Genomic DNA, 12983 nt, shown 5'->3' with positions numbered 1-12983 from the left:
AAAAGAGATACAAAGAAATTTGTATCTCTTTTTTATTATTAAATTTAAATTTTATAAATGATTATGATTATTTAAATTAAAAGTATATTAAATGACATTTGATAATATGCCTAATGAATATAAAAAAATGTTGATTATATGCGACAAAAAATACAATTTAAATAGCAAAATAATTCAAGTAAAAATAGGTCTAAACATTTTTAAAGTGTAAATAAAGAGTGTAAAAAGAAAAAAATAAAATATTGATTGGAAAAAAAAGGATAATTGTCTTACGAATTTAAAATTTCATAAACATTAATTGACATAACTCTAATTATAATAGTGCTATTATTTTAGTAGGATTTTTAAGAGGAGATTGATGGTTATGGATTATGGAGTAGAGGTACCTAGCTATAGAAGGGTAGATAGTAAAAAGCAAACAAAAAAATTGGATTTTGAAAATGGGTTGATAGGATTATTAGTAGTATTAGCTTCAGGAGTTATGATAAGCAGAGTGGGATTTGGTTTTGTTGAAGGCTTATATTTAGCTCCTTTTGGAATAGGGTATTTTTTATCCATGGTGAAAAAAAGTGATTTTAAGAAACTACTTTTAGTTTATTTAGCGGTTAATGTTGGATATCTTATAGGGTATAGTAAAGGTAAAGATATAATAATTTATGTTTCTATATCAACAGCAATATTATTATGTAAAATTATATGTAATACTCTTAATAAAGAATTTAAAAATAGCATAGCTTTTTTGGCTATTGTCGGAGTAACATTAGCGGTGGGGTTGTTTATTGGAGAGCAAAGTTTTGAAATTAATTTAATTTTTTCTTTAACTAAAGCTTTATTAATAATACCAGTATTTTATATGTTGAATTATGGAATTGGTTGTATGCAAGAATTAAACACAAATTACTTTTATTCAACAGAAGAGTTAATAAGTATAGCTATTTTAAGTTGTTTAGTAGTAGCGGGGATAGGAAATTTTGCGATATTAGGAATTGAAATAAGAACTATAATAGCTTTAGCTATGGTGATAACAATTGCTTATGCAGCAGGAAGTAACGTTGGAGCTATATTAGGTGTAACAATGGGAATAATAATAGGAATTGCTAATAATGATTTGCTTATATCAACAACTATGTATTCAATTTGTGGGTTGATTGTAGGTGTATTTAAAGAGACAGGAAAGAGCTTCTCAATATTAGCTTATGTTATATCTATGTTTATGATGGAAGCGTATACGGGTAAAATAAGTATTCAATTTGGTATAGAAGTTTGCCTTGCAGCAGTAATTATGTTTGTTGTTCCGGCAAATGTTATTAAAGAAATATTAAGAGAACTTAGTAATGATGAAAAAAGTAATGTAATAAGTGATGCACAAGTTGAAGGTATTAAATTAGAGTTTGTAGATAGACTAGAAGCATTGAGAGGGTCTTTATCAGCGGTAGCAACATCTATTGAAGATTTATCAGGTAATGAAAAATTACTTATGAAAAATAAAGGAGCTGCTATGATAGAAAGTTTGGCAGATCGAGTTTGTCAAAGCTGTGAAATGAATAGTAAGTGCTGGGGAAGAGAGTTGCATAGTACTTTTTCAGAGTTTGGAGAACTTATGTTAAGCTGTGAAAATAAAAATGTATATTTACCTAAAAAATTAGATTTAAAATGTGTAAAGAGAACTACGTTATTAAAGAGCGCAGAAGATTTATTTTCAACTTATACAGTTAATGAAGCTTTAAAATCTAGATTGATAGAAGGCAGAAAAGTTATAGCTAATCAAATAAATAATATGTCTATAACGGTATCTGGGATTCTTAGTGATTTTAATAGTAATGTAAATAGTTGTTTAGAAATTGATAAAGTCTTAAGAAAGACATTGGCTAAAAATAAAATTAGATACAATAATATTTATTCCTATACTGATAGAAAAGGGCGTTTAAAGATTAAAATAAAAATAGACAGTTATGATGGTGAAAGTTATTGTAGAAAATATATATTGCCTATTATTAGTGAATTTGTAAGAACACCATTAAGTATAGCTCAAGATGGGTGTACTGTTGATCCAGAAACTAATGAATGCTCAATAGTTATGGAAGAAACTTGTAAGTATAATGTTTCTTCATTTGTAGCTTTTAATGTTAAGGATGGAGAGAAATATTCAGGAGATAGTTATAGTTTTGGAAAGAATAAGGTAGGCGAATATGTAACAATATTAAGTGATGGAATGGGCTCAGGACCGGAAGCAGGTTTAGAAAGTGAAGCAGCTATTGAATTAATAGAAAAGTTTAATGAAGGTGGGTTTAGTGAAGCAACTACATTAAATGCAGTAAACTCTATTATGGGAATGAAGTTTAGTGAAGATGAAAAATTTACTACATTAGATATGAATTCAATAGATTTATATACAGGTGAAGCTCAGTTTATAAAAGTTGGAGCAAGTATGAGTTTTATTAAAAGAGGCAGCGAAATCGAAGTTGTTGACAGTACAACTTTGCCTTTTGGAATTGTTGATGATATTGATATTAAGCCTGTTAAGAAGAAAGTTAAAAATGGAGATATAATAGTAACTATTAGTGATGGAGTTATAGATATTGATAAAGATAATGTTGGTGAATATACTTGGATAGTTAATTATTTAAAAGGTGAACAAGTAAATCCGGAAATTTTAGCAAGGGAAATATTAGAACAAGCTAAAAGAAAAAGTAACGGAAGGGTTTTGGATGATATGACAGTAATAGTTTCAAAATTATATTCAACTTATTAATAAAAGTGCTCTTAGGAGCACTTTTATTATCTTGATAATAGATTTAAATTTGAAATAAATGTATAAACTTAAGATATAGAATGTTTACATTGAAATAGGGTAAATGTATTATAGATTTATAAATAAATAAATAGGAGAATATAAGTGTTAGATAAAGTAATAGAATATATAAATGATAATGAACTTATTAAAGCTGAAGATAAAATATTAGTGGCTTTATCAGGAGGACCTGATTCAGTTTGCATGTTACATATATTATATAAGTTAAAAGATATGCTTAATATAGAATTAGGTGCAATACATATAAACCATATGTTAAGGGGGGATGAATCAGATAAAGATGAAAAATATATAGGTAATTTATGTAGTGAATTAGGTATAAATTATTATGTAAAAAGAATAGATATAGAATGTGTAGCTAATGATACTAATGTTTCCTTAGAAGTGGCTGGAAGAAATGAAAGATATAGAGCTTTTGAAGAAATAAGAGAAAAGCATGGATACAATAAAATAGCTGTAGCACATAATGCAAATGATCAAGCAGAAACAGTTCTTATGCGTATGATGCGAGGAACTGGACTTGAAGGATTAACAGGAATAAAAGCAAAAAGAGAAGATGGTATTATAAGGCCTATATTATGCTTAAATAGAAAAGAAATAGAGGATTATTGTGAAGAAAATAAACTTAATCCGAGAATAGACCAAAGTAATCATGAGAGAATTTATAGTAGGAATAGGGTTAGATTAGATATAATTCCATATATGAAAGAACATTTTAATGAGGATATAGTTGAGACTTTAAATAGAATGGTATCATTATTACAAAAAGATAATGAATTTATAGAAGAATATTCCAAAGAATGTTACAATAAATATTGTAAAGTTAAAGCTAAACAGTTAGAAGTATCAAAAAAATTATTTGTAAATGAAATGGAAGCTGTAGTTACTAGAGTTATAATAAAAGCTTTTAAAGAAATTTCTAATTGTCATCAAAATTTCGAGATGAAGCATATATACGAGATTGTTAATTTAGCTAAAAATTCAACAGGAAAGAAAATAAACTTAACTAATAATATAATATGCAAAAACTCATATGGAGATCTTATATTTAAAGTTAATGAAAAAAATATTATTGATGATAAGATCAGCGAAGTGCGAATAAATAAAAATAGTATTTTGAATGATATTGTATTTGAGGAATATAATATTAGTTTTCAAATTATTAATAATAAAAATAAGGTAGAATTTTCTAAAAATAACTTAATAAAGTTATTTGATTATGATAAGATAGAAAAAGAGATTATAATTAGGCATAGAAGAGATGGGGATAAAATTATTCCTTTAGGAATGAAAGGTAATAAAAAACTTAAGGATATTTTTATTGATATGAAGATTCCTAGAGAAAAGAGAGATGAAGTTCCTATTTTATGCTTTGATGAAAAAATTGCCTGGGTTGTTGGATATAAAACTTCTCAAGAGTCAAGAATAACTCAGGATACAAAAAATATATTAAAAATTACGTTTGACAGAAAGGAATAGTGACAATGTTACAAGATATTAAAGAAGTATTATTTAGTGAAGAAGCTATTAATAAGAGAGTGAAGGAATTAGCATCAAGAATTAGTGAAGATTACAAAGGAAAAGAGTTATTAGTGGTAGGAGTTTTAAAAGGTTCTGTAATATTTGCAGCAGAATTAATAAAAAATATAACTATTCCTTGCCAAATTGACTTTATGGCAGTTTCTAGTTATGGAGATTCATCTGAAACTACTGGTGTTGTTAGAATACTTAAAGATTTAGATAGTGAAATCTCAGGAAAACATATAATTATAGTTGAAGACATAGTTGATAGTGGGATTACATTAAATTATTTATCAAATTATTTAAAAAGTAGAAATGCAAGCTCAGTTGAAATTGTATCCTTATTAACTAAGCCATCTAGAAGAAAGGTTGATATAGATTGTAAATATGTTGGTTTTGAAACTCCAGATGAATTTTTAGTAGGATATGGATTAGATTATGCTGAAAAGTATAGAAACTTACCTTTTGTAGGAATATTAAAAAGAGAGGTTTATGAGAAGTAAGTTATTAAAAAACAAAATAAAAAAACTATGAGAAAGGGGGGCCTTGAATGAAGAAATATTCAAGTGCTACTGTATGGATAATAGCTATAATATTATTATTTTTTGCTGCATCATTTCTTTTAAAGGGAGAAAGTAGTTCTGATAGAATAGTATTTAGTGATTTCCAACAAAAGTGGATAAATGACGAAATTGAAAGTATAAGAGTTGATCCTGATAAGATGCTCGTTACTGGACAGACAAGAGATGAAAAGAATTTTACAGTATATGCGCCAGATACAATGGTGGAAATGTTAAATAGTCAATATGCAAAAAATGATATTAAGATAGAATATGCTGCACCATCTAATAATAGTGTATGGCTTACCATAATACCTATGGGGATGATAATATTATTATTTGTAGTGTTTATTTTCTTCTTTACACAACAGTCACAAGGTGGTGGAAGTGGAAAAGGAGTAATGAATTTTGGAAAGAGTAGAGCTAAGATGATGTCTCCAGATGCTAAGAGGGTAACTTTTGATGATGTTGCTGGAGCAGATGAAGAAAAGGCTGAATTAGAAGAAATAGTAGATTTCTTAAAGGCTCCATCTAGATATATTGAAATGGGAGCTAGAATACCAAAAGGTGTTTTACTAGTCGGGCCTCCTGGAACAGGAAAGACTTTATTAGCTAAGGCTATTGCAGGAGAAGCAGGAGTACCATTCTTTAGTATTTCAGGTTCTGATTTTGTTGAAATGTTTGTTGGTGTTGGTGCATCAAGAGTTAGGGATTTATTCGAACAGGCAAAGAAAAATTCACCTGCTTTAATATTTATAGATGAAATTGATGCTGTAGGTAGACAAAGGGGTGCTGGCCTTGGTGGTGGGCATGATGAAAGAGAACAAACTCTTAATCAATTACTAGTTGAAATGGATGGTTTTGGAGCTAATGAAGGTATCATAATGATAGCGGCAACAAATAGACCGGATATTTTAGACCCAGCATTATTAAGACCAGGTAGATTTGATAGACAAATAGTTGTTCAAAGACCAGATAGAAAAGGTAGAGAAGCAGTTTTAAAGGTTCATACACATAAAAAGCCTTTAGCTGTTGACGTAGATTTAGAGGTACTAGCAAAGAGAACACCAGGATTTAGTGGTGCTGATTTAGAAAACCTAGCTAATGAAGCTGCTCTTTTAGCTGTAAGAAAAAGTAAAAAAGCTATTGGAATGGATGAATTTGAAGAAGCAATAACTAGAGTTATTGCAGGACCTGAAAAGAAGAGTAGAGCTATTAGTGAACATGATAGAAAGCTTACAGCTTACCATGAAGCAGGCCATGCGGTTGTAATGAAGTGCTTAAAACATTCAGACCCAGTACATGAAATAAGTATTATACCAAGAGGTATGGCTGGTGGATATACTATGCATTTACCAACTGAAGATAGAGCATATACTTCTAAAGAAAAGTTACAAGATGAAATGGTAGGACTTTTAGGTGGTAGAGTTGCTGAAAAGTTAATACTAGGTGATATAAGCACAGGTGCTAAGAATGATATTGATAGAGCAAGCTCAATAGCAAGAGCTATGGTTATGGAATATGGAATGAGCGATGAAATTGGAACTATTTCTTATGGTTCTGATAATAATGAAGTATTCTTAGGCAGAGATCTTGGAAGAGGAAGAAACTTTAGTGAGGAAATTGGTGCAGAAATAGATAAAGAAGTTAAGAAATTTATTGAAGTAGCATATGCTAGAGCAGAAGATTTACTTAAGACTAATATCAATAAGCTTCATGCAGTAGCCAATGAATTACTTGATAAAGAAAAGATAGATGGAAAAGAATTTGAAATGATATTTGACGCAAACTAAAAGTAGCCTTAGGGCTACTTTTTTTAGTGGTAAGTTCTAAGTGTGACGAATAAACCTTAATTAGTTTGAAAAGAAAAAAGACATATTTTAAATGTTAGAAAAATTTCAAGCAAAGTTATTTTCATTTGTTTATTAATTTTTTTTATTAAAAAGATATTTTACAATAAAATCAAAACACGAATGATTTTTATGGAAATAATAAAAATGTTCGAATTATGTTTAAAAAAGGAATTTATAATGATATAATTAAGTATACTAAAAATTTGAAGATGTTAGGGAGGTTTATAATATGAAAAGTGATATTCAAATAGCTCAAGAAGCAAAAATGGAGCCTATAGTTAAGATTGCGGAAAAACTAAATTTAGGTGAGGATGATATAGAGCTTTATGGAAAGTATAAATGTAAGATTTCTTTAGATGTATTAAATAAAAATAAAGATAAAAAAGATGGGAAATTAGTTCTTGTAACAGCGATAAATCCAACTCCAGCTGGAGAAGGGAAATCAACAGTTACAGTAGGATTAGGGCAGGCATTATGTAAAACTGGGAAGAAAGCAGTTATAGCATTGAGAGAGCCTTCATTAGGACCAGTTTTTGGAGTTAAAGGAGGGGCAGCAGGTGGTGGATATGCACAAGTAGTACCTATGGAAGATATAAATCTACATTTTACTGGAGATATGCATGCAATTACAACAGCAAATAATTTACTATGTGCCGCTATAGATAATCATATTCATCAAGGAAATACTTTAAGAATTGATTCAAGAAGAATTATATTTAAAAGAGTTATGGATATGAATGATAGAGCGTTAAGAAATATAGTAGTAGGAATGGGTGGAAAAATAAATGGCTTCCTAAGAGAAGATGGATTTATGATAACAGTTGCTTCTGAAATAATGGCTATTCTTTGCTTAGCTACTAGCTTAAGCGATCTTAAAGAAAGAATGGGTAATATATTAATAGCATATGATTTAGATGGAAATCCAGTTTATGCAAAACAATTGGATGTTCAAGGGGCAATGGCTCTTTTAATGAAAGATGCTGTTAAACCTAATTTAGTTCAAACTTTAGAAAATACTCCAGCAATAATTCACGGAGGACCATTTGCAAATATTGCACATGGATGTAACTCAATACTTGCTACAAAAATGGCACTTAAATTAGGTGATGTAGTAGTTACAGAAGGTGGTTTTGGAGCTGACTTAGGCGCAGAAAAATTCTTAGATATTAAATGTAGATATGGTGGATTAACACCAAATTGTGTAGTAGTTGTTGCTACTATGAGAGCTTTAAAACATCATGGAGGTGTTAAAAAAGAAGATTTAAATACTCCAAATGTTGAAGCACTAGCTAAAGGAATAGTTAACTTAGAAAAGCAAATAGAAAATATGCAAAAATATAATATTCCAGTAGTAGTAGCTATAAATAAATTCTTAACTGATTCTGATGAAGAAATTGAATATATAAAGAATTTCTGTGATAAATTAGGTGTTAAGGTTGCTTTAAGTGATGTTTGGGCTAAAGGTGGAGAAGGTGGATTAGAATTAGCTAATATAGTTAATGATATATTAGAAAATAAAGAATCTAACTTCAAAGTTTTATATGATGAAAAGAGCAGTATTAAAGAAAAAATATTAACTATTGCCAGGGAAATTTATGGGGCAAAAGATGTAAGATATACTCCAGCAGCAAATAAGCAAATTGCAGAGTTAGAAAAATTTGAATTAGATAAACTACCTATTTGTATGGCAAAGACACAATATTCATTATCTGATAATCCAGCATTATTAGGTAGACCAGAAGGGTTTGATATTACTGTTAAGGAAGTTAGAGTTTCAAATGGAGCTGGATTTATAGTAGCATTAACTGGTGATATTATGACAATGCCTGGTTTACCAAAGGTACCAGCAGCAAATAGAATGGATATTTTAGAAAATGGTGAAATTGTAGGATTGTTCTAAAAATAAAAATTTACAACACTTGACAAATAACATGTAATTGTTAAAATTAAAGTATTAGTTTAAATTACTGTTTATAGTACAATAAAAGCAGCTTTAGGGCTGCTTTAATTATGTTAAGGTGGTGCGCGTTTATGATTCTACTGGTAGATGTGGGGAATACCAACATAGTTATAGGAGTATGCAAAGATAACGAGTATATAGCTGGTTGGAGAATTTCTACTGATTCTAAAAAAACTTCAGATGAGTATGGTATTCAAATGATACAATTATTCCATCAAAGTGATTTAAATCCAAAAGAAGTAAAAGGAATAATAATTTCTTCGGTTGTACCTAATATAATGCATTCCTTAGAGAATATGGTTAAGAAGAGTTTTAATATAAATCCTATAATTGTTGGCCCAGGTGTAAAGACTGGAATAAATATTAAATATGATAATCCTAAGGAAGTTGGAGCGGATAGAATTGTAAATGCAGTAGCTGCTCATGAAATATATAGAAGAGATGTAATTATAATTGATTTTGGAACTGCAACTACATATTGTGCAGTTACTGAAGACGGAAATTATTTAGGTGGATGTATTTGTCCGGGGGTAAGAATTTCTTCAGATGCATTGTTTGAAAGAGCGGCAAAGTTACCTAGAGTGGAGTTAGAATTACCAAAGAATATAATATGTAAGAATACTGTTTCAAGTATGCAAGCTGGTATATTATATGGATATATAGGGCAAGTAGAATATATAGTTAGCAAGACTAAAAAAGAGATGGTTGCAATGGGATATGAAAACCCATATGTAATTGCAACAGGAGGCTTAGCTAATTTAATAGCTAAATCAACAAATGTAATAGATAAGGTTGATTCAAGCTTAACATTAGAGGGGTTAAGAATAATTTACGATAAAAATAAGGAGTAAACAAATGAAAATAGGAAACCTTAATTTTGAAAAAAGTGTTTTCTTAGCACCTATGGCAGGAGTAACGGATATTTCATTTAGAGGATTATGCAAGGAAATGGGATGTGGATTAGTATACACGGAAATGGTAAGTGCAAAAGCATTATATTATGGAAGTGAGAATACTAAAACTTTATTAAGAATTGCAGATGAAGAAAAGCCAGTAGCAGCTCAAATTTTTGGAAATGATCCTAAGATAATGGCAGAAGTTGTACAAAGCCATTTTAATAATATAGATGATATATGTATTTTGGATATAAATATGGGATGTCCTGCACCTAAGATAACTAAAAATGGAGAAGGTTCAGCTTTAATGCTAAATCCTAAGTTAGCTGGAGAGATAGTAAGTGAAATTAAAAAAGTTTCAAAGAAACCTGTTACTGTTAAGTTTAGAAAAGGATATGATGAGCATAATATTAATGCTGTTGAATTTGCAAAAGTAATGGAATATTCAGGAGCAGATGCAATTGCTGTTCATGGAAGAACTAAAAAACAAATGTATGAAGGAAAAGCTGACTGGGATATAATAAGTAAGGTGAAAAAAGCAGTATCTATACCTGTTATAGGTAATGGAGATGTATTTACACCTGAAGATGCATTAAGAATGAAAGAAATAACTCAGTGTGATGCTATAATGATTGCAAGGGGAAGTATGGGAAATCCATGGATATTTAATCAAATAGAACGAGTATTAAATGGCCAAGAAATTTTACCTGTTACAGCAGAAGAAAAAATAAATATGTGTTTAAGACATTATGAATTAGCTATTAAATATGATGGCGAATTTAAGGCTGTAAAAGAAATGAGAAAGCATGCTTCGTGGTATCTAAAAGGATTACCGAAAAGTAGTGAATTAAGGAATATAGTAAATACGTTATCAACAAGTGCAGAAGTATTTAATATATTGCAAGAATATAAAAATGAATTAAAAAATATTTAGCTATATATATTATATAGAGAAATATTGTAAAAATGATGCATTGAAAATAGTCAGCTATTTTATTGACAGATGAAATAGCCTGATTTATAATATTTAAAATGATTTTAAGATTACTAAACTTGCCTATTTATAAGTTGAATACGGTTAAGTTTTGAAGGGGAGAAAGATTATGAGTCAAGCAAAAAAATTTATAATGACTTACGAAGGTGTAAAAAAACTTGAAGAGGAATTAGAATACTTAAAAACTGTTAAAAGAAAAGAAATTACTGAAAAGATAAAAGTAGCTTTAGGATATGGAGACTTAAGTGAAAATTCTGAGTATGATGAAGCTAAAAACGACCAAGCGTTTACTGAAGGTAGAATTATTCAATTAGAAAATATGTTAAAAAATGCAGTTGTTGTTGATGAGAGCGAAATACCAAAGGATAAGGTTTCAGTAGGATCTATAGTAAAGGTTATGGATTACGAGTTTGATGAAGAAGTTGAATATACAATTGTTGGTTCAGCAGAAGCAGATCCAATGAATTTTAAAATATCAAATGAATCACCAGTGGGTAGTGCATTATTAGGGAAAAAGGTTGGAGATGTAGTAGAAGTTGCAGTTCCAAGCGGAGTAAGTAAGTTTGAAGTCTTAGAAATAAGAAGAGACTAATTGGAGGTATAGTGAATGTCAACTGAAGAAATGAACATGCAAGAACTAGAATCACAATTCAATGAACAAGAAAGATTAAGAAGAGAGAAACTAGTTCAATTACAAGAAGCAGGGAAAGATCCTTTCGATGTATACAAAGTAAATAGAACTCATAGTTCACAACAAGTTAAAGATAATTATGAGGAATTAGAAGGTAAAGATGTTACAGTTGCTGGTAGAATTATGTCTAAGAGAGGACAAGGAAAAGTTGTTTTCTCTGATATCTACGACAGAGATGGTAAAATCCAATTATTTATAAAGATTGATGAAGTTGGAGAAGAAGCATTAAAGCAATATAAATCTAATGATTTAGGAGATTGGGTTGCTTGTACTGGAGAAGTCTTTAAGACTAAAACAGGTGAAATATCTATTAAAGCTAAAGAAATAGAATTAATATGTAAATCATTAAAACCACTTCCAGAAAAATGGCATGGATTAAAAGATCCAGATTTAAGATATAGACAAAGAGAAGTAGATATTATAACAAATCCAGAAGTTAAGTCTACTTTTATGAAGAGAAGTCAAATTATAAAAGGAATAAGAGAATTCTTAGATAATAGAGGATTCTTAGAAGTTGAAACACCAATGCTTGCAACTATAGCTGGTGGAGCTTCTGCTAGACCTTTCATAACTCACCATAATACATTAGATTTAGATATGTTCTTAAGAATAGCTCCAGAGCTATACTTAAAGAGATGTATTGTTGCTGGTTTTGAAAAAGTTTATGAATTAGGAAGAACTTTTAGAAATGAAGGTATGTCAGTAAGACATAATCCTGAGTTTACTATGATTGAATTATATCAAGCTTTTGCTGATTATAATGATATGATGGAATTAACTGAAAATATGGTTGCAGAAGTGTGCAAGAAAGTTAATGGAACAACAAAGGTTACTTACCAAGGAACTGAAATAGACTTTATGCCACCATGGAGAAGAATCACTATGGTTGATGCTGTTAAGGAATATGCTGGAGTTGATTTTGCTACAATTAAATCAGATGAAGAAGCTCAAGCTATTGCTAAAGAAAAACATTTAGAATTCCCAAAACCATTAAATACTGTAACTAAAGGTGAAGTATTAAATATGTTATATGAGGAATTCTGTGAAGAACATATGATACAACCAACATTTATCATAGATTATCCTGTAGAGATTTCACCTCTTACAAAGAAAAAGAGAGGAAATGAAATGTTCACTGAAAGATTTGAAGGATTCGTATTTGGTAGAGAGTTATGTAATGCATACTCTGAATTAAATGACCCAATCGTTCAAAGAGAAAGATTTGCGCAACAAGAAAAAGAAAGAGAACTTGGTGATGATGAAGCTTACATGATCGATGAAGAATTCATGAGCGCATTAGAAACAGGTATGCCACCAACAGGTGGACTTGGAATAGGAATAGATAGATTAATAATGTTCTTAACTGATTCAGCATCAATAAGAGACGTTATACTATTCCCAACAATGAAACCAATAAACTAATAAAAAACCACCGGAAGGTGGTTTTTTTGTTACAAGAGATAAAGTGAAGAATGAATTAAGTATATGATGAAGCTTGAATATTATATTTTAAAATATTCAAATTCACTCCATATTTAATTTATCACTTGTAACTTACTAATTTTTAGTTTGCTGACTTTATTAATAAAAGCAAGGTTAATTAGATAAAAATAAGGATTAGAATAAAAAAAATAAAAAAATAGAAAAAAAGTGTTGCATTTTATAAGAAAGCTGATATAATAAATTATGCAATGAC

Annotated in this window: 9 protein-coding genes; all 9 read left to right on the top strand. The window is 29.5% G+C overall.

Annotated elements, in window-relative coordinates; all coding sequences use genetic code 11:
• Nucleotides 1–364: 364 nt before the first annotated feature.
• Nucleotides 365–2752, top strand: a complete 2388-nt coding sequence (spoIIE, locus tag TY07_RS15860; RefSeq protein ID WP_042402404.1) for a stage II sporulation protein E — start codon at nt 365–367, stop codon at nt 2750–2752.
• A 144-nt stretch (nt 2753–2896) separates the two neighbouring features.
• On the top strand, nt 2897–4291 hold the full coding sequence (gene tilS / locus TY07_RS15855) for a tRNA lysidine(34) synthetase TilS (RefSeq protein WP_042402402.1): 1395 nt from the start codon (nt 2897–2899) through the stop codon (nt 4289–4291).
• Nucleotides 4292–4296: 5 nt separating this feature from the next.
• Nucleotides 4297–4836, top strand: coding sequence for a hypoxanthine phosphoribosyltransferase (gene hpt / locus TY07_RS15850; RefSeq protein ID WP_042402398.1), 540 nt, complete (start codon nt 4297–4299; stop codon nt 4834–4836).
• A gap of 47 nt (nt 4837–4883) precedes the next feature.
• A complete protein-coding gene (gene ftsH, locus TY07_RS15845) occupies nt 4884–6686 on the top strand; it encodes an ATP-dependent zinc metalloprotease FtsH (protein ID WP_042402395.1) in 1803 nt (600 codons plus the stop codon).
• 289 nt (nt 6687–6975) lie between these two features.
• Complete coding sequence (locus TY07_RS15840; protein ID WP_042402392.1) at nt 6976–8646, top strand: formate--tetrahydrofolate ligase; 1671 nt, start codon at nt 6976–6978, stop codon at nt 8644–8646.
• Nucleotides 8647–8777: 131 nt separating this feature from the next.
• Nucleotides 8778–9557, top strand: a complete 780-nt coding sequence (locus TY07_RS15835) for a type III pantothenate kinase (protein ID WP_042402389.1) — start codon at nt 8778–8780, stop codon at nt 9555–9557.
• Nucleotides 9558–9561: 4 nt separating this feature from the next.
• A complete protein-coding gene (gene dusB / locus TY07_RS15830) occupies nt 9562–10536 on the top strand; it encodes a tRNA dihydrouridine synthase DusB (protein WP_042402386.1) in 975 nt (324 codons plus the stop codon).
• Nucleotides 10537–10705: 169 nt separating this feature from the next.
• Nucleotides 10706–11188 carry a transcription elongation factor GreA gene (gene greA, locus TY07_RS15825; protein ID WP_042402383.1) on the top strand — a complete coding sequence of 161 codons (483 nt, stop codon included), beginning with the start codon at nt 10706–10708 and terminating at the stop codon, nt 11186–11188.
• A 15-nt stretch (nt 11189–11203) separates the two neighbouring features.
• Complete coding sequence (gene lysS / locus TY07_RS15820; RefSeq protein WP_042402380.1) at nt 11204–12709, top strand: lysine--tRNA ligase; 1506 nt, start codon at nt 11204–11206, stop codon at nt 12707–12709.
• Nucleotides 12710–12983 lie beyond the last annotated feature (274 nt).

The organism is Clostridium saudiense, assembly GCF_000577815.1.
Classification (GTDB): domain Bacteria; phylum Bacillota; class Clostridia; order Clostridiales; family Clostridiaceae; genus Clostridium; species Clostridium saudiense.
The sequence above is the reverse complement of the archived record's forward strand: the minus strand, read 5'-3'. Positions and strand labels throughout refer to the sequence as shown.

What these genes read in the sequence shown, in the direction of transcription:
- ftsH (WP_042402395.1), top strand. Translation starts at nt 4,884, where the DNA reads ATGAAGAAATATTCAAGTGCTACTGTATGGATAATAGCTATAATATTA.
- spoIIE (WP_042402404.1), top strand. Translation starts at nt 365, where the DNA reads ATGGATTATGGAGTAGAGGTACCTAGCTATAGAAGGGTAGATAGTAAA.
- TY07_RS15840 (WP_042402392.1), top strand. Translation starts at nt 6,976, where the DNA reads ATGAAAAGTGATATTCAAATAGCTCAAGAAGCAAAAATGGAGCCTATA.
- lysS (WP_042402380.1), top strand. Translation starts at nt 11,204, where the DNA reads ATGTCAACTGAAGAAATGAACATGCAAGAACTAGAATCACAATTCAAT.
- greA (WP_042402383.1), top strand. Translation starts at nt 10,706, where the DNA reads ATGAGTCAAGCAAAAAAATTTATAATGACTTACGAAGGTGTAAAAAAA.
- hpt (WP_042402398.1), top strand. Translation starts at nt 4,297, where the DNA reads ATGTTACAAGATATTAAAGAAGTATTATTTAGTGAAGAAGCTATTAAT.
- TY07_RS15835 (WP_042402389.1), top strand. Translation starts at nt 8,778, where the DNA reads ATGATTCTACTGGTAGATGTGGGGAATACCAACATAGTTATAGGAGTA.
- dusB (WP_042402386.1), top strand. Translation starts at nt 9,562, where the DNA reads ATGAAAATAGGAAACCTTAATTTTGAAAAAAGTGTTTTCTTAGCACCT.